The sequence below is a fragment of the Thermomonospora sp. CIF 1 genome (assembly GCF_001896795.1).
GTDB classification, from domain to species: domain Bacteria; phylum Actinomycetota; class Actinomycetes; order Streptosporangiales; family Streptosporangiaceae; genus Thermomonospora; species Thermomonospora curvata.
Genome location: NZ_MOYN02000018.1, coordinates 95,862 through 112,269 on the forward strand (window position 1 = coordinate 95,862; position 16,408 = coordinate 112,269).

At 73.7% G+C, this 16,408-nt stretch carries 16 protein-coding genes; 6 read left to right on the forward strand and 10 right to left on the reverse strand.

Annotation, left to right across the window (positions count from 1 at the left end):
• Positions 1–12: 12 nt before the first annotated feature.
• Entirely contained in the window at positions 13–1,473 is a 1,461-nt protein-coding gene (gene yczR / locus BUE48_RS11145) for a MocR-like transcription factor YczR (protein WP_286989764.1), read from the reverse strand.
• Between the two features lie 231 nt (positions 1,474–1,704).
• Between yczR and yczE the strand changes: the two genes are divergently transcribed.
• Positions 1,705–2,391 (forward strand): membrane protein YczE, encoded by a 687-nt coding sequence (yczE, locus tag BUE48_RS11150; protein WP_012852599.1) that lies wholly within the window; start codon positions 1,705–1,707, stop codon positions 2,389–2,391.
• On the opposite strand, the gene BUE48_RS11155 is transcribed toward yczE, so the two are convergent.
• On the reverse strand, positions 2,376–3,311 hold the full coding sequence (locus BUE48_RS11155) for an alpha/beta fold hydrolase (RefSeq protein WP_245537028.1): 936 nt from the start codon (positions 3,309–3,311) through the stop codon (positions 2,376–2,378). The genes yczE and BUE48_RS11155 overlap by 16 nt on opposite strands.
• Positions 3,312–3,412: 101 nt before the next feature.
• Positions 3,413–4,348 carry a metal-dependent hydrolase gene (locus tag BUE48_RS11160; protein ID WP_012852601.1) on the reverse strand — a complete coding sequence of 312 codons (936 nt, stop codon included), beginning with the start codon at positions 4,346–4,348 and terminating at the stop codon, positions 3,413–3,415.
• A 381-nt stretch (positions 4,349–4,729) separates the two neighbouring features.
• Here BUE48_RS11160 and BUE48_RS11165 point away from each other — a divergent pair, with 381 nt between their 5' ends.
• Positions 4,730–5,299: a DUF4333 domain-containing protein gene (locus BUE48_RS11165; RefSeq protein ID WP_286989765.1), complete on the forward strand. Its 570-nt coding sequence runs from the start codon at positions 4,730–4,732 to the stop codon at positions 5,297–5,299.
• Positions 5,300–5,367: 68 nt separating this feature from the next.
• Positions 5,368–5,949, forward strand: a complete 582-nt coding sequence (locus BUE48_RS11170; protein ID WP_012852603.1) for a DUF4333 domain-containing protein — start codon at positions 5,368–5,370, stop codon at positions 5,947–5,949.
• Between the two features lie 16 nt (positions 5,950–5,965).
• On the opposite strand, the gene BUE48_RS11175 is transcribed toward BUE48_RS11170, so the two are convergent.
• The 4 genes from BUE48_RS11175 to BUE48_RS11190 all read right to left on the reverse strand — a co-directional run bounded on the left by BUE48_RS11175 (position 5,966) and on the right by BUE48_RS11190 (position 9,215).
• Positions 5,966–6,535 carry a universal stress protein gene (locus BUE48_RS11175; RefSeq protein ID WP_012852604.1) on the reverse strand — a complete coding sequence of 190 codons (570 nt, stop codon included), beginning with the start codon at positions 6,533–6,535 and terminating at the stop codon, positions 5,966–5,968.
• Between the two features lie 135 nt (positions 6,536–6,670).
• A complete protein-coding gene (locus tag BUE48_RS11180) occupies positions 6,671–7,852 on the reverse strand; it encodes a zinc-dependent alcohol dehydrogenase (protein WP_286989766.1) in 1,182 nt (393 codons plus the stop codon).
• Between the two features lie 371 nt (positions 7,853–8,223).
• Positions 8,224–8,472 carry an EF-hand domain-containing protein gene (locus BUE48_RS11185; RefSeq protein ID WP_012852606.1) on the reverse strand — a complete coding sequence of 83 codons (249 nt, stop codon included), beginning with the start codon at positions 8,470–8,472 and terminating at the stop codon, positions 8,224–8,226.
• Positions 8,473–8,495: 23 nt separating this feature from the next.
• Positions 8,496–9,215: a Crp/Fnr family transcriptional regulator gene (locus BUE48_RS11190; RefSeq protein ID WP_052305484.1), complete on the reverse strand. Its 720-nt coding sequence runs from the start codon at positions 9,213–9,215 to the stop codon at positions 8,496–8,498.
• A gap of 394 nt (positions 9,216–9,609) precedes the next feature.
• On the opposite strand from BUE48_RS11190, the gene BUE48_RS11195 reads away from it, so the two are divergent.
• Positions 9,610–9,993, forward strand: coding sequence for a hypothetical protein (locus BUE48_RS11195; protein WP_148232991.1), 384 nt, complete (start codon positions 9,610–9,612; stop codon positions 9,991–9,993).
• A gap of 70 nt (positions 9,994–10,063) precedes the next feature.
• Here BUE48_RS11195 and BUE48_RS11200 read toward each other — a convergent pair whose 3' ends face one another.
• Entirely contained in the window at positions 10,064–11,914 is a 1,851-nt protein-coding gene (locus BUE48_RS11200; protein ID WP_012852609.1) for an AMP-dependent synthetase/ligase, read from the reverse strand.
• A 315-nt stretch (positions 11,915–12,229) separates the two neighbouring features.
• Between BUE48_RS11200 and BUE48_RS11205 the strand changes: the two genes are divergently transcribed.
• Positions 12,230–12,502 (forward strand): GlsB/YeaQ/YmgE family stress response membrane protein, encoded by a 273-nt coding sequence (locus BUE48_RS11205; RefSeq protein ID WP_012852610.1) that lies wholly within the window; start codon positions 12,230–12,232, stop codon positions 12,500–12,502.
• Here BUE48_RS11205 and BUE48_RS11210 read toward each other — a convergent pair.
• Complete coding sequence (locus BUE48_RS11210) at positions 12,499–13,938, reverse strand: AMP-binding protein (protein ID WP_012852611.1); 1,440 nt, start codon at positions 13,936–13,938, stop codon at positions 12,499–12,501. The genes BUE48_RS11205 and BUE48_RS11210 overlap by 4 nt on opposite strands.
• 115 nt (positions 13,939–14,053) lie before the next feature.
• Positions 14,054–15,544, reverse strand: coding sequence for an MFS transporter (locus tag BUE48_RS11215; protein WP_245537030.1), 1,491 nt, complete (start codon positions 15,542–15,544; stop codon positions 14,054–14,056).
• 61 nt (positions 15,545–15,605) lie between these two features.
• On the opposite strand from BUE48_RS11215, the gene BUE48_RS11220 reads away from it, so the two are divergent.
• Complete coding sequence (locus BUE48_RS11220; RefSeq protein ID WP_012852613.1) at positions 15,606–16,100, forward strand: MarR family winged helix-turn-helix transcriptional regulator; 495 nt, start codon at positions 15,606–15,608, stop codon at positions 16,098–16,100.
• Positions 16,101–16,408 lie beyond the last annotated feature (308 nt).

Genomic DNA, 16,408 nt, shown 5'->3' on the forward strand with positions numbered 1-16,408 from the left:
GGGCGCCGGGACCTAGACGTAGGCCGGCAGCGGACGCGCCAGGGGAGAGGCCTGCGTCCGGGCATGGGCGCCGGCCAGCCGCTCCACGGCCGTGCGCAGGGTCTGCGGGGGCAGCACATACGGCAGGCGCAGGCAGTCCTCCAGCACCCCGTCCACTCCGAAGACCGGTCCCGGCACCACCCGCACCCCGTGCCGCCAGGCCCGCTCGGCCACCGGCGTCGCCACCGGGGCCTCCAGCCGCACCCACAGGCTCATCCCGCCGCGCGGCAGGGTGAACTCCCACTCCGGCAGCAGCTCGCGCAGCGCCCCGGCCAGGGCGTCGCGGCTGCGCGTCAGCTCCTGCGCCCGCTCCGCCCGCACCTGCTCGATGCGCTCCAGCAGCCGCCAGGCGACCAGCTGCTCCAGCACCGGGCTGGCCAGGTCGACCGACGCGCGGGCGGCGATCAGCCGGCGCACCAGCGGGGCGCCGGCCCGGATCCAGCCGATGCGCAGGCCGCCCCACATCAGCTTGGAGGCCGAGCCGATGCTGATCACCCGGCCGCCGGTGTCGTGGGCGGCCACCGGACGCGGCCGGGGCGCCGCCGGATCCAGTGACAGCTCGCTGAAGGACTCATCGACGATGAGCAGCGCGTCGGCGCTGCGGGCGGCCGCCACCAGCGCGGCCCGCCCGGCGTCGTCCAGCAGATGACCGGTGGGGTTCTGGAAGTCGGGGATCAGGTAGGCCAGCCTGGCCGCGGCCTGCCGCATGCTCGCCGCCACCAGCTCCAGATCCCACCCCTCGCCGACCCCCACCGGCACCAGCCGTCCCCCGCAGCGCCGGAGGGCCTCCAGCGCGTGCGGGTAGGTGGGGCGTTCGATCAGCACGGCGTCGCCCGGCGTCACCAGCACGTGCGCCAGCAGCGAGATCGCCTGCTGGGCCCCGGTGGTCACCACGATCTGGTCGGGGCGGGTGGGGGCGCCCAGCTCGGTGTAGCGGGCGGCGATGGCCTCGCGCAGCACCGCCAGCCCGGTGGGCTCATAGCCGTGGCCGGCGCTGTGGCGCGGCAGCTCGGCCATGGCCTCGGCCGCCGCCTCCGCCAGGCAGGACGGGGCGGCGGGCGCGGCGCAGCCCAGGTCGATGAGGTCTTCGTCGGGGCGTTCGTCGGCCGAGCCCAGCGGCCCCAGGCGGCCCACGGCCCGGTGCGGCGCCGGCCGGTCCGCCGCCGGCAGCGCGGTCCAGCTTCCCGCCCCCTGCCGGCTCTCCACATAGCCCTCGGCGCGCAGCCGGTCGTAGGCGGCGGTCACCGTGGTCCGGCTGACCCCGAGCGCGGCGGCCAGGTCCCGCTCGGCCGGCAGCCGCATCCGCGGCGGCAGCCCTCCGCTGAGCACCAGTTCACGCACCGCCCGGGCCAGGGCGACATAGCGGGGACGCTCCCGCGGCGGCTCGCCCAGCAGCCGGGCGAGCTGCGGACCGCTGATGTACCGCGCACTCATGAAGGCCACTTTTGTGGATTGGCTCTTAAAAGGCAAGCCGGAAAGGGGCCATTCTGCTGACCGGCGGCCTTGGCCCGTCGATCCCCGTCTCGTTCGAAGGACCCCGTGCCGATCGTGTTCGCCCTCCTGGCCCCGAGATTCGGCGTCGACTCGCGAGACGGCCTGGACTGGAGGCCGGGGCCGCCCGCCATGGCTGCGGGACTGCGGGCGCCGTCGGAACGGAACGGAGAAATGGCCTTGCTGATTCGCCGGCTGATCCAGCTCTACATCGGATTGGCCTTCTATGGTCTTGGAATCGCCCTGCAGGTGGCCTCGGGCCTGGGCAACGACCCGTGGGACGTGTTCCACCAGGGGCTGTCCCGGCGGCTGGGGCTGTCCATCGGCGCCTGGATCATCATCGTCGGCGCCCTGGTGATGCTGCTGTGGATCCCGCTGCGGCAGCGGCCCGGCCTGGGCACCCTCAGCAACGCGCTCTTCGTGGGGCTGTTCACCGACCTGTTTTCGGCCCTGCTGCCCGACCCCCGCTCCCTCGCGATGCGGTGGGCGTACCTGGTCACGGCGATCGTCGTCGGCGGTTTCGCCACCGGCTGCTACATCGGCGCCGGGCTCGGCCCCGGCCCGCGGGACGGCCTGATGACCGGGCTGGCGGCGCGCGGCCATTCCATCCGGGTGGTCCGCACCGCCATCGAGGTGACGGTGCTGGGCGCGGGCTGGCTGCTGGGCGGCACGGTGGGCGTCGGCACGCTGCTGTATGCGGTCGCCATCGGCCCGCTGGCGCACGTCTTCATCCCGGCGCTGCAGATCGAAGGGCGCGCCGGGGGAGGGGAGGGGCGGCCCCGGCCGTCCCGGGCCGGCGAGCCGCACCTCCCCCCACTAGATGATCTACAACGTAAAGGCGTCGGTCAGGAGGGCGCCTGACCCCGCCGGGGCGTCTCCGCCCCGTCCTCCACCCGGGCGATGTGCTCGCTCACCCAGCGGGCGATCACCGAAGGGTGGGTGCGCGGCACCCAGTGCGCGGCCTCGATCCGCCGCAGCGTCAAATTCGGCGCCCACGCGCGCAGCCCGCCCACCAGGTAGGGGGAGACGAACACGTCCCGCATCGGCACGATCACCTGGGTGGGCACGTCCGTGCGCCGCTCCCGCGGGTCGCGCAGCCGGGCCCGCACGTTGGCCCGGTACAGGCCCAGCCCGGCCACCGCATCGGCGGCCGAGGTCCCCGAGGGGCGGTTGCCGTGCCGCAGCGGCCCTGCGCCCCGGCGCAGGATGCGGCGCAGCGGCTGAGCCAGGCCCGCCCGCCACAGCGCCTCCGGCAGCACCGGCACCTGGAACCAGGAGATGTACCACGAGCGCACCGCCTGCTCGGCGGCCATGCGCAGATTGCGGGGGGAGGGACGGGCCAGCCGGCTGCGCAGCCAGTGCCCCACGTGGTCCAGGCAGGGGCCGGAGATCGAGGTGAAGGAGGCGAAACGCTCCGGCATGGTGCACACCGCCTCCCACGCCTGGATGGAGCCCCAGTCGTGACCCACCAGGTGCACCGGCCCGCCGGGCGCGGCCTCCTCCAGCACCGCGCGCAGATCCGCCACCAGGTGCTCCAGCGCATACCAGGCCGTCCCGGCCGGATGCGAGGAGGCCCCGGCGCCGCGCACGTCGTAGCGGACGATGTGGAAACGCTCGGCGAGGCGGGCGGCGACCCCGTCCCACACGGCGTGCGTGTCGGGGTAGCCGTGCACCAGCACCACCACCGGCCGGCCGGGGTCGCCCTGCCGGTACACCGCCAGCTCCACCGCCTGCGCGCCGGAACGGGAGCGCACCCGGCTCCGGGCGACCTGCTCACCCAAGCCATTGGACATTGTGTCAATGAACCGTGCGGGCAGGCCGCCGGTCAAGCCGCTGCGGCGGTGACGCCCGTTACACGCGCGCCCGCCTGTCCGGGTCGGGTCTAGTACGGGTTGTAGCCGGCGGCGCGGGCGGCCGGGGAACGCATCAGGTACTCCAGCGCCTTCTGGGTGGAGCACACCTTGGACGGGTGGTGCGAGGGCCGCAGGTAGACCGGGGCCTCACCGAGCAGCAGCTTGAAGATCCCCGGGACCAGGCCCCGGCGCACCGAGCGCCGGTAGGAGCGGTAGACCCGCCACAGCGTCACCTTGCCCTTGACGGTGGGGTCCTGCTTGAGGAACAGCAGCGTCCCGCCGATCAGCGCCCAGTACAGGAAGAACAGCGCCACCAGCCAGGAGGCGACCCGCATCGGGTACTTGCCGCCCAGGTGCCGGTAGACGTCGAACACCACCGAACGGTGCTCGACCTCCTCGGCGCCGTGCCAGCGCAGCAGGTCCAGCATGGTCGGGTCCACCCCGGCCGCGTCCAGCTTGTCGTTGTCCATCACCCACTGGCCGAGCACCGCGGTGTAGTGCTCGATGGCCGCCACCGCGCCGAGCTCGAACAGCAGCCGCTGCTTGTACAGCCGCGGGTGGCGCTTTTTGAGCGCCTCCATCTTGGCGGGCCACTCGGCGTTGCCCTGGGCGGCCGGCTTGGTGACCACGGTGGCGTCGATGCCGTTGGCCAGCAGGAGCTTGTCGATCACTCCCTGGTGCGAGCGGGAGTGCACCATCTCCTGGCCGATGAAGCCCTTGATCTCCTGGCGCAGCCGCTCGTCGGTGATGTAGGGCATGGCGGCCTTGACGCAGTTGATGAACCACTTCTCGCCCTCGGGCAGCACCACATGGAAGGAGTTGATCATGTGGGTGGCCACCGGGTCGCCCGGGATCCAGTGCAGCGGGGTGTTCTCCCAATCGAACGAGACCCGCCGGGTCTTGATCGGAGGATGCCGTTCGTCGATCTGCGGCACGGCTCCCTCGGCTCCCAACGGGCTGGTCATTTCCTCTCCTCACATCGACGTGTTCTGCTCCCGCCGAGCGGGACGCATGGGGTCACAGTCACCCTTAGGGGAAGAAGTCAAGACCTATACGGAAAAGTCCGCTTGGCTGCAGGGCCACAAAATACCGGCCCGCTTTGGCTGCCGGGTGACAAGCGGCCGGCGGCGCAAGAGCCACAAGGCCCGTCCCGGACCTTCGGCGGCCGCTCTTTCCGGGCCGGACGGCGTCACGGCCGGGTGGCGGTCCCGGCCCGCGGGGTGAGACGGTCCCGGACGCCCGCCGCGGAAAGTCCCCCCACGGACGGGACAACGGACACTGGGCGGCGGGACGGACGGGCGGAGATCGTCGGGGAGTACGACCGGACAACGCCTCAAGGAACGTCGATGCGCAAGCTCCTGGCTCCCGCCCTGCTCGGCACCGCGCTGGTCGCCGGGCTCACCACCGGCTGCACCGACCTGCTGGACAAGAAGGTGACCGCCGCGGAGGTGGAATCCCAGATCAGCGACAAGCTGGCCGACCAGCTCGGCGGACGGCCCCGCTCGGTGAGCTGCCCGGCCGACCTGCGCGGCGAGGTCGGCGCGACCCTGCGATGCGACCTGGTCACCGCCGACGGCACCGAGCGGATCGTCAACGTCACCGTCACCGGCGTCGACGGCGACCGGATCAGCTACGACATCAACTCCCCGGCGCCGCGGCAGACCACGGCGCCCGCCCCCTCCGGCGGCGTGCCGCTGCTGACCCGGGCGCAGGTGGAGGCCGAGGCGCTGCGGCAGCTGGCCCCCCGGCTGGACGGCGACCCGCGCTCGGTGGTCTGCCCCGGCGACCTGCGCGGTGAGGTCGGCGCGACCATGCAGTGCGACCTGCACTTCACCGACGGCACCTGGCGGGCGGTCACCATCACGGTGACCTCGGTGGCGGGCACCACCGTCAACTTCGACATCCGGCTCAGCTGAGCCGCTGCGGCGACGGGACGGCCGGTGATCTTCGGACGCGTGAGCGCCGCCTGACCGTGGGAAAGACGATGCGCGGACTCCTGGCCTGCGCCCTGCTGTGCGCCGTGACGGCGATCGGGTGCGCCCTGCCGCCGCTCGGCCCCTCCCCGATCCCCAAGGCCGAGCTCGAACGGCGGATCGCACGGGAACTGACCGGCTGGGTCGGCCGGGTCCGCTCGGTGAACTGCCCCAGGGACCTGACCGGCGCGCCCATCGGCGGCATGACGTGCGACCTGACCACCGTCAACGGGACCGCGTGGGTGGCCTACGTGCACGTCCTGTCGGTGCAGGACGGCCGGATCGCATACAACGCCTACACCCTGCACACGGTGACGCTCCCTCCCGCCGCCCAAGGGGGAGCGGGCAGGCCCGTGATCGAACGGGCGCGCATGGAGGCCGGGCTGCTGCGGCGGCTGACCTCACGGCTGGAGGCCGGGATGCTGCGCGCCGTGACCTGCCCCGGCGACCTGGCCGCCGAGCGGGGCGAGAGCACGGCCTGCGTGCTGCACTACGCCGATGGGGTCGACCGGAAGGCCCAGGTCACGGTGCGCGGCGGAAGCGGGGCGGCGGGGCGGGGCGCCGGCGTCCCCGTGGAGGTCATGCTGGGCTGACGCCGCGGACGCCCGCTCAGCCGCCGAAGCCGCTCCAGCCGCCGGAATCGTCCCGTCCGCGCCGCCGGTCGCCCCAGAGCCGGCGGCGCAGCGGACGCTCCCGCGCCGCGCCGGGAACGGTGATCGCCTCGACCTTCGGCGGGGCCACGCAGATCAGGGTGGCGCGGGCGTGCGCGGCGCAGTGGCGCTGCACCGACGGCCGCAGCAGCCGCGACAGCGGGCCCCGCGAGGCGCGCCCCACCACCAGGATGTCCTCCTCGCGCGCCAGCCGGACCAGCGCATCCCCCGGGGAGCCCAGCAGCGTCATCCCCGACACCCGCACGGTGCCGCACCCGCCGCCCTCCCGCAGCTCGGCCAGCAGCCGGGAGACCAGCTCGCCGCCCACATCGCGCAGCCCGCACACCGCGCCGTGCCCGGGGACCCCCACCGCCGCCGGGTAGGCCGGAATGGGCGCCACGTGCACCACCAGCAGTTCCATCCCGCGCAGCCGGGCCTCTCCGAGCGCCCACGACAGCGCCCACCGCGAGGTCTCCGAGTCGTCCACGCCGACGATCACGCGCGGGGGAGCGGCGGTTGTCTCGGTCACGGTGGCCTCCTGGAGTCCTGGAGTCCAGGTTCGCGGCACCGGCGCTTCAAGGGAAGCCCTTCACTTCACTGTACTCGCGCGCTTCGCCCCGCCGGCCGGTTCGCCGTGACCCGCCCAAGCCGCCGCGGCGAGGGCTCAGGGCCGGAGCACCACTTTGACGGCGCCGTCCTGCTTCTTCTGGAAGATCTCATAGCCGTAGGGGGCCTGTTCCAGCGGCAGCCGGTGGGTGGCCAGGTCCTCGGTGCCCAGCGGGTCGGCCTCATCGGTCACCAGCGGCATCAGGTCGTCCACCCACCGCTTGACGTGGGCCTGCCCCATCCGCAGCGTGACGCCCTTGTCGAACATCCGCAGCATCGGCAGCGGGTCGGCCATCCCCCCGTACACCCCGATGACGGAGATGGTGCCGCCGCGCCGGACCGCCTCGATCGCCTGGTGCAGCGCCGCCAGCCGGTCGATCCCGGCCCGCGACATCAGCGGGGCGGCGGCCCGGTCCGGCAGCAGCCCGGTCACCGTCTGCGCCAGCTTGGCGCCGGGGGAGCCGTGCGCCTCCATCCCCACCGCGTCGATCACCGAGTCGGCGCCGCGGCCGCCGGTCATCTCCCGGATCGTCTCGGCGGCCGCATCGACCCGCCCGGGGTCCAGCACCCGGACGCCGTGCCGCTCGGCCATCGCGATCCGCTCGGGCACCGGCTCCACCCCGATGACCCGGTACCCCAGGTGACGGGCGATGCGGGCGCACATCTGCCCGATCGGCCCGAGCCCGAAGACCGCCACGGTGCCGCCGTCGGGGACGTCGGCCCACTGCACCGCCTGCCAGGCGGTGGGCAGCACGTCCGACAGGTACAGGAACCGTTCGTCCGGGGGTCCCTGGGGGACCTTGATCGGCCCGAAGTGCGCCTGGGGCACCCGCAGGTACTCGGCCTGCCCGCCGGGCACCTCCCCGTACAGCTTGGTATAGCCGAACAGCGCCGCCCCCATGCCGTGGTCGCGGACCTGGGTGGTCTCGCACTGGGCGTACAGCTCGCGGTCGCACATGTGGCAGCGGCCGCAGGCGATGTTGAACGGGATCACCACCCGGTCGCCGGGCTTGATATGGGCGACTTCGGCGCCCACCTCCTCCACGATCCCCATCGGCTCGTGGCCGAGGACGTCGCCTTCTCCCATGAAGGGCCCGAGCACCTCATACAGGTGCAGGTCCGACCCGCAGATCGCGGTGGAGGTGATCTGCACGATCGCGTCGGTGGGCTCCTTGATCGACGGGTCGGGCACTTCCTCGACCCGTACGTCGCGCTTGCCGTGCCAGGTCACAGCCTTCATGAGTGCCCCTTCGGCCGCCTCGCCGTGCACGGCGCGGCCGGCGACGGTCGCCCGCTCACGGCCTTCCGCCACCGCCCTACCCGCCTGTCGTCTCTCAAACGGCCCGGCGATTCCGCCGGAGACGAACGAGGAGGCCTTCGCCCGGCGGGTGCGCGCGCAGCCGCCGCGGGGGCGCGCTGATCTGCCCGTCCACCGGCGGCACCGGCCGTGGTGCGGGCCCGGCGCCCGGCAGGGGGCGCTGACCGGGCCGGTCCCGGGGCCGCCGGCCGGGATGCGCCATGCGGCGCCGGCGGGCGGGCCGTTGACCGTCGCCGGGGACGGCTCGCAGACTCCTTCGGTCTGCTAGGGGGACGGCACCGTCGCCGGTGCCCTCAGCCGGCGGGCCGGACGGCGGCCATGAACGCGGAGAACTCCGCCAGCGACAGTTTCCCGTCCCGGCTGCGGTCGGCGTCCACCATGAACTCCACGGCGCGGACGTGGTCGGCCTCCTGGCCGAGCGCCCGCATCAGGGACTTCACCTCATCCAGCGAGATGTATCCGTCGCCGTCACGGTCGATCATCCGGAACGTGGCGGCGTAATCGTCGGCGCCGGCACCACCGGCGGGCAGATCGTTCGTCACGCCCGGGACGTTAGCAGGTCCCGCTACGCGTCGGCGCACTTGGCGGCGAAGGCGCGCAATCCCGGCAGATCCAGCACGGTGACCCTCCGGTAGGCGGTGGTGACCAGCCCTCTTTCGCGCAGCTCGCCAAAGCCCCGGGCGGCCGTCTCCCGCGAGGCGTCCACCCAGCTGCCCAGGTCGGCCTGTGACAGCGGCGGCAGAATCGCCACCCGCCCGTCGGGGCCGGGCTCGGTGTAGCGCAGCGACAGCTCCGCCAGGTGCACCAGCAGGTGCGCCAGCCGGCAGGTGCCCTCGGCGCCGGCGTGCACCCGCAGCCGGTTGCCCAGCTCGCCCATGCGGTCCACGACCGTCGCCATCAGCGGCCACCAGCAGTGCGGGTTCTCGTCCAGGAACGCCTTGAAACGGACCGCCGGCACGCTCAGCGCCCGGATCGGCACCAGCGGCCGCACCGTGGCCGTGCGCCGGCTGTCGAACATCGCGGAGATCTCGCCGACCAGGTCACCGGGCCCGCGCACGGCCAGCACCACCTCCCGCCCGGTGTGGGTCGGGGAGATCACCTTGGCCCAGCCGTCCAGGATGATGATGACGTGCGTGGAGTCGTCGCCCTCGAAGGTGAGCGGTTCACCGCCGGGACGAAAGGAGCGCATGCGTCCGGCCCGCTGCAAAAAGGCTCGGTCGGCGTCGCTCAGCGCTTCCCAAAAAGGGGCTTTCACCGGCACCCGTTCCATGGGTCCTTCTCGCATGCATCCCCCCGTCCGGTTCCGTCCTCCATGAAGGCGTCAACGGTTCGTGCAAACAATTGACCCATTTCCCGCTCCTCCAGACAAGGCTCGCCGGCTGCGTTCGTCGCGCGCGGGCCGGTCCACGTCGTGAAATGCGGCCGGGCGCCGGGACGATGGGATGACGGCCCGGCCCGCCCGCCCGCTCCGCGGCATCCTGCAGGCCTTTGGCCGAAAAATTGGGATCGACCACAGCCGTGAGCGGGAATCGGGCTCGCCGGTGGGGTCATGGGGACGATTCACCTTTGCCGAGACGGTTGTGGGAGCTCCCAATGCGCCGGGTTCCAGTGGCCCGATCCGGCCGTTTTCGCCGATGACGGGGGATGTCTGTTGTGATTTATACGGTTATGGTCCCCCCATGCGACGGATGATCACTTCTGTGATGATGTGCGGACTGCTGGTGACCGGGTGCGGCGGCGGTTCCGAAGAAGGCGACGCGGCACCCGCGACCTCCGCCCCCGCGGCCGCCGCGCCCTCCACCCCGCCGCCCGGCGGGCTGTCGGAGAACGAGCGGCTGGGCTACATGACCCGCCTGGCCGAGATCGACCCCAAGCTGGCCACCGACGAGACGATGGCGATCCAGGCCGGCCAGGCGACCTGCACGGACATCGGCAAGGGCGTGCAGGGCGCGCCGCTGGTCGACGGCGTGCGCTCCCGCTTCTCCACCGGCGGCGCCCAGATCGACGCGGCCGCCGCCCGCAAGATCATCGCCGTGGTGAAGGAGCAGCTCTGCAAGTCCTGAGCGGTCTGCGCCCGGCGGCGCGGACGCGGCCCGGCGCTCCCACCGGGCCGCATGCCGCGCCGTCACCGGCTCAGCCGTTGTACAGCTCCTCGATCACGTCGGCGTACTTGCTGTGCACCACCCGCCGCTTGAGCTTGAGGGTGGGGGTCAGCTCCTCGCTCTCGGCGGTCCACTCGGTCGGCAGCACCTTCCACTTCTTGACCTGCTGGACGCGGGCCAGCCGGGCGTTGGCGTCCTGCACCGCCTTTTCGATCTCGGCCAGCACCCGCGGGTCCTCCGCCAGCGCGGCCACGTCGGTGTTCTCGATCCCGGCCGCCGCGGCCCACACCGGGGCGACCTCGCCGTCCAGCGTGATCAGCGCGACCACGTACGGGCGGCGGTCGCCGTAGGCCAGCGCCTGGCCGACCAGCGGGTGCTCCTTGAGCAGGTTCTCGATCAGGGACGGGGCGATGTTCTCCCCGCCGGCGGTGATGATCAGCTCCTTCTTGCGGTCGACGATCTTCAGGAAGCCGTCGGAGTCCATCTCGCCGACGTCGCCGGTGTGCACCCAGCCCTCGGCGTCCAGCAGCTCGGAGGTGGCCTCCGGCCGGTTGAGGTAGCCGGGGGTGCAGGTGGTGCCGCGGATCAGGATCTCCCCGTCCTCGGCCAGCTTGACCTCGATGCCGGGGAAGGCCCGGCCCACCGTGCCCAGCTTGAAGGCGTCCTTGGTGTTGCCGGTGGCCGCGCCGGTGGTCTCGGTCATGCCGTAGACGTCCATGATCCGCATGCCCAGGCCGGAGAAGAACCGGGCCACCTCGATCGGCAGCGGCGCGGCGGCGCTGAGCGCCTGCACCACCCGGTCCAGTCCCAGCAGCGCCCGCATGGGCCGCAGCACCGCGGCGTCGGCCTTCTCGAAGGCCTCGCGGACCTCGTCGGTGAGGGTGTTGCCGTACTCCTGGCCCCTGACGTAGGCGCGGCCGGCCTCCATCGCCTGGGCCACCGCGGCCTTCTTGGCCTCGTCGGTCTCGCCGCCGAGCACCGCCTGGATGCCCGCCATGATCTTCTCCCAGACCCGGGGCACCCCGAAGAAGAAGTGCGGCCGGGCCTCCCGCAGCACCGTGGTGAGCTGGGCGGGGTCGGGGCACATGTAGACGTGCGAGGCCCGCAGGGCCGGCAGGTACATGCTCAGCACCCGGTCGGCGATGTGGGCGTACGGCAGGTAGGAGACCGAGACGCTGTGGTCGGGCAGCTCGGAGACCTCATCGGAGACCGCCGCCTCATACAGCGCCATCCGGTGGGTGATCAGCACGCCCTTGGGGTTGCCGGTGGTGCCGGAGGTGTACAGCACGGTGAGGGTGTCGGTCGGCTTGACCGCCTGCCAGCGCCGCTCCACCTCCGCGGGGTCGGACGCCAGCCGCTCCCGTCCCAGCTTCAGGAAGTCGTCCCAGGTCATGAAGCGGTCGCCGGAGGGGCAGACGGAGGCGTCCAGCACGATCACCTTGCGCAGCGCCGGCAGCTTGTCCAGCACCGGCAGCCAGCGGTCCAGCTGGTCGCGCCCGTCCAGCACCGCGTAGGCGGCCGAGCAGTTGCCGGCCACGAAGGCGACCTGGTCGGGGGCGAGGGTGGCGTAGACGGTGGTCGGCGTGCCGCCGGCGTGCACGACGCCGAAGTCGGTGAGGACGTGCTCGGAACGGTTGGGCATCATCATCGCCACGACCTCGCCGGGCGCCAGGCCGAGCGCGACGAAGCCCGCGGCCGCCTCCAGGGTGCGCTGCCGGACCTGCCCCCAGGTCAGGGTCCGCCAGCCGTCCCCCTCGCGGTCGGAGAAGGCGGGCAGGTCGGGGTGGCGTTCGGCGGTGGCGCGAAGCTCGGTGCACAGGGTCTTGCCCTCGATCCTGCGCTCGAACTCCGCCCGCTCCTCCAGGATGTCGGCCTGCGGCATCTGGTGACCCCTTCGAAGTCAGTGGTTACTTGCAGAGCAGCATCGCACCATGTCCGGGCCGGTCCGGACAAGCCCTGTGATCGACCTTTGATCTGTCGCTGTGCACGGGTACACGGCCACCGCCCGCCAGGGGCGGTGGCATCGGGCCGTGGCACAGGCAGGCCCGCCGCGGCTCACCGATGCGGCCGGGGCCGGGCTGCTTGCGGCCCTTGGAAGGCCGCCGGCGGCCGGGCGGGTTGCGGCGCGGAACTTGGGGGTAGAGGCCCCGACGGTTCCTCTCCGCGGACGCGCGGAGGCGACGGAAAGGGGGCCGTCATGACCGTCGGGGGCATCTTCACCGCGATCATCTTCGGCGCGATCATCGGCGCGCTGGGCCGGCTCATCGTGCCGGGCCGGCAGAGCATTTCGATCTGGCTGACCATCCTCGTCGGCGTCCTGGCGGCGATCGCCGGCTCCTGGCTGGGGCAGGAGGTCTTCGGCTGGGGCAACGGCGGCTTCAGCTTCCCGGTGGCGCTGCTGCAGATCCTGCTGGCCGCCGTCGGCGTGCTCATCGTGACCTCGCTGTGGCCCAAGAAGGGCAGCGCCTAGCAGGGGCGCGGCCCGGCGCTCCCGGTCACCCGCACGTGGCCGTCGGCGCCCAGCCGCCCGGCGTCCCCGGTCAGGAAGTAGCCGGGCCGCCGGGCCAGATGCTCGGCGACGAACCGCTCATCGTCGCGCCACAGCGTGGTCAGCGAGCCCGGCGGCAGCGGCAGCCGGATGGCCAGCTCGCCGTCGGTCCCCGCGGCGGCCGGCGCTCCGTCCGGGGCCAGCACGTGCACATCGAATCCGGGCACCGGAGGGCCGGCGGCCTCCGGGTCCACCGGGGTCGGCTCCAGCCCGTGCGGGGCGGCGGCGATCGGCCGTCCGGTCTCCGGACGCTCCCACTGCCAGGTCACCGGGCGGCACAGCGCCCGGGAGGCGCGGGCGCAGATCCGCCGGTCCGGCCGCCGCCCGGCCAGGAAGACCGCCGCCGGCGCCCGGTCCGGCGCGCCGCCCGCTGCCCGCAGCGCGCCCGCCGTGGCCGCCGTGGTCAGCACCGCCTTCGCCCCGTGCTCGGCGGCGGCCGCCCAAAAACCCGCGCCCCCGTCGTGCAGCAGCAGCGTGCAGCCGGTCAGCAGCGGCGCGTGCAGCGCCCCCGACAGCCCGGCCGCCCAGCCCAGGTCGCAGGTCGCCCCGAACACCTCCCCGGGGCCGGCCCCGTAGATGTGCTCCATCGTCCACCGCAGCGCCACCGCGTACCCGCCGTGGTCGCGGACCACCCCCCGTACCACCCCCTCCGGCCCGGGGGCGAACAGGATGTGCAGCGGGTCGGTGGCCGCGGCCGGCGCGCACCCGGCCGGGCGCGCCGCCGCCAGCGCCTCTTCCCAGGTCACGTCGCGGGGCGGCACCACCCGGGCGTCCGGGCGGTGCCGGATCAGCCGGCGGGGGATGCGGTGCGAGGCCAGCCGCAGCGCGCTCTCCAGCACCGGTTTGGCCGTACCGTCCTCCCCGGCCGCCGCCACCACCGCCTTCGGCCGGGTCAGGTCGATCTGCGCCGCCAGCTCCCCGGCCCCGGCCCGTTGGGAGGGCACCACGTGCACCGCGCCCAGCCGGGCACAGGCCAGCACGGCGACCACGGCGTCCGGCGACAGCGGCAGATGCACCAGCACCCGGTCGCCGCCGCCGACGCCGAGCTCGGCCAGCGCGCCCGCGAAACGGGCCACCGTCTCGGCCAGCTCCCCGAAGGTGCGGACCTGCGGCGGGCCGGCCGCCCCGCCGGGGTAGATCAGCGCGGGCCGGTCGCCGTGCCCGGCGGCCACATGCCGGTCCAGCGCGTTGTCGCAGACGTTCAGCTCGCCGCCGGTGAACCAGCGGTAGAACGGCGGCGCCCCGTCGTCGAGCACCCGGTCGGGCGGCACCAGCCAGTGCACCTCGCGGGCGGCCATTCCCCAGAACCGGGCCGGATCGGTGATGCTGCGCTGATGCACGGCCGCATAGCCGTCCATGTCGAGCCTCCGGGGGTGGGGGCGGGAATCACTGCGGTGCGTCCACGGAGGGACGCCCACTCATGGGGGATTCCCGCGCCGCCGCCCATCAAGGGCGTCCGGATGCGGCCACCGCTCAAGGGGCCTTCGGCGCCCCGGCCAGGGGTGCCGAGCGGTCCCGCAGGCCCCGGACCAGGGCCACGCCCGCGGCCAGCGCGGCGCCCACCGCGGCCAGCAGAAAGCACGCCACATAGCCGCCCAGCTCGGGGGCGATCGCCCCGTGCGGGGTGCGGGCATCCAGCACGGCGGCGGTGACGGCCCCGCCGACGCTGCCGCCGGCCACCCGCAGCAGGGAGTTGATCCCGCTGGCGATGCCGCTTTTGTCCATCGGCACGTGCTGCACGGCCAGCGTGCCGAGCGCCCCGTAGGCGGTGCCCAGCCCGGCGCCCTGGATCGCCGAGTACACCAGCACATCCCCCGGGCCGTCGTTGAAGACCGCCAGCCACGCAAAACTCGCGGCCGTCAGCGCCGCACCGCCCGCCAGGGTGTAGGCGGCGCCCAGGCGCGCCACCAGCCGCCCGCACGACAGGGAGGTGGCGAGCATGGTGGCGGTGCTGGGCAGCGACAGCAGGCCCACATCCAGCACCGAGCCGCCCAGGCCGTAGCCGGTCTCCTCCGGCGTCTGGATGAACTGCGCCGACAGGGTGAAACCGGCGAACATCGCAAAGCCCAGCAGCAGCGCCGCCGAGTTGGCCGCCAGCGACCGTCCCGACGCCATCAGCCGCACGTCCACCAGCGGGGCTCGCACCCGCATCTCCACCGCCGTCCACAGCGCGCACAGCGCCGCCGCCCCGCCGAACAGGCCCAGCACGCCGGGCGAGCCCCAGCCCCAGGCGTCCCCTTCGCTGATGGCCAGCAGCAGGCACACCAGCCAGCCGGCCAGCAGCAGCGCCCCCGGCAGGTCGGGCCGGCCGCCGGGCCGCTCGCCCACATCGCGGGCGCACACCGCCACCAGCACCAAAACGGCGACCGCCAGGGCGACGTTGATCCAAAAGACCGGCCGGTGGCTGTCGGTGCGGGCGGCCACCAGCCCGGTCACGATCAGGCCCGCGGTGCCGCCGATGCCCATGGTGGCGCTGACGAAGCCGATCGCGCCGGCCATGCGCCTCGGCGGGAAGGTGTCCCGGATCAGCGCGATGGCCAGCGGGATCATCGCCGCCGACACCCCCTGCAGGGCCCGGCCGGCCACCAGCGGGCCCAGCGAGCCCGACAGCGCGCACAGCGTCGACCCGGCCACCTGCAGCGCCAGCGCCACCAAGATCATCGGCTTTTTGCCGTACATGTCGCCGAAGCGCGACAGCAGCGGGGTGGACACCGCCCCGGCCAGCAGCGAGACGGTGAACACCCAGGTGACCTCGGTGACCGAGGCGTCAAAGGCGATCATCAGCCGTGGCAGCAGCGGGATCACCAGCGTCTGCTGCACCGAGACCACCAGGCCGGCCGCCGACAGCGCCAGCAGCTGCAGCGCCAGGCGGCCGCCGGCGGCGGGGGATCCGGCACGTTCGGACGCCGCGGGGGCGGTGACGGCCATCGGCACCTCCAAGTCGAGCGCCGCAGCAGCATACAACTTGCTTAACTTAAGTAACCGAGCCCTCCCGCGCAGCCGGATATTCGGGCAGACTGCGGGGGTGGACCCCGCCCCGCTGGACATCGCCGAGATCGAACGGGCCCTGGACCGGGTGTCGCATCTGCTCACCCGGGCGCGGCGGCACGGCCGCACGGTCGCCGAGGCCGGCGTGCCGGTCGAGCGCGCCGCCGTCCCGGTGCTGCGCCTGCTGGCCGACGCCGGGCCGCTGCGCCCCGGCGAGCTGGCCGCCCGGCTGGCGGTCGAAGCGCCCCACATCACCCGGCAGCTGCAACGGCTGGAGGCGGCCGGATTCGTCGAACGGGTGCCCGACCCCTGCGACGGCCGCGCCTGCCGGGTGCGGCTGACCGCGCTGGGCCGCGAGGCGACCGAGCGCATCCGGGCCGTCCGGCGGCGCTGGGTGGCGCAGGCGCTGGCGCACTGGCCGGAGCAGGAACGCCGGCTGCTGGCCGTGCTGCTGCACCGCATGGTCGACGACTTTCAGGCATACGCCGCCGAACACGACACCGCGGGGGCCGGCGCCCGCCGCTCGCCGTGAGCGGGGCCGCGCGGGCGTTTCCGCGGCGGCCGGTGACGGTCTGCTCGCCTTCGGTGCCCGCCTGAGCACCCCGGAAGCGGCGAGGACGCCTGCGGTGAAAAACCGGTCGAATTCCCGTCAGACCTTTGGCCGCGTCGCGCTTTCGCCCCCTCACGGAGGTCCTTAAGGTTACGTCGCGTGGACTCCAGGCGGCAGGTGCCCCCCACCGGCGTCATGCCGGCCGACCCCCGGCTGGGAGCGGCGGGCGAACGGCTCGGATGTGCCCCGGCGAAAGCGGCGAAGATGCGCACACGGCGAAGAGCCCGCCG

Excerpts from the sequence above, each read along its gene's own strand:
- yczR (WP_286989764.1), bottom strand. The coding sequence starts at position 1,473 with ATGAGTGCGCGGTACATCAGCGGTCCGCAGCTCGCCCGGCTGCTGGGC.
- yczE (WP_012852599.1), top strand. The coding sequence starts at position 1,705 with ATGGCCTTGCTGATTCGCCGGCTGATCCAGCTCTACATCGGATTGGCC.
- BUE48_RS11160 (WP_012852601.1), bottom strand. The coding sequence starts at position 4,348 with ATGACCAGCCCGTTGGGAGCCGAGGGAGCCGTGCCGCAGATCGACGAA.
- BUE48_RS11165 (WP_286989765.1), top strand. The coding sequence starts at position 4,730 with ATGCGCAAGCTCCTGGCTCCCGCCCTGCTCGGCACCGCGCTGGTCGCC.
- BUE48_RS11170 (WP_012852603.1), top strand. The coding sequence starts at position 5,368 with ATGCGCGGACTCCTGGCCTGCGCCCTGCTGTGCGCCGTGACGGCGATC.
- BUE48_RS11180 (WP_286989766.1), bottom strand. The coding sequence starts at position 7,852 with ATGAAGGCTGTGACCTGGCACGGCAAGCGCGACGTACGGGTCGAGGAA.
- BUE48_RS11190 (WP_052305484.1), bottom strand. The coding sequence starts at position 9,215 with ATGCGAGAAGGACCCATGGAACGGGTGCCGGTGAAAGCCCCTTTTTGG.
- BUE48_RS11195 (WP_148232991.1), top strand. The coding sequence starts at position 9,610 with ATGCGACGGATGATCACTTCTGTGATGATGTGCGGACTGCTGGTGACC.
- BUE48_RS11200 (WP_012852609.1), bottom strand. The coding sequence starts at position 11,914 with ATGCCGCAGGCCGACATCCTGGAGGAGCGGGCGGAGTTCGAGCGCAGG.
- BUE48_RS11205 (WP_012852610.1), top strand. The coding sequence starts at position 12,230 with ATGACCGTCGGGGGCATCTTCACCGCGATCATCTTCGGCGCGATCATC.
- BUE48_RS11210 (WP_012852611.1), bottom strand. The coding sequence starts at position 13,938 with ATGGACGGCTATGCGGCCGTGCATCAGCGCAGCATCACCGATCCGGCC.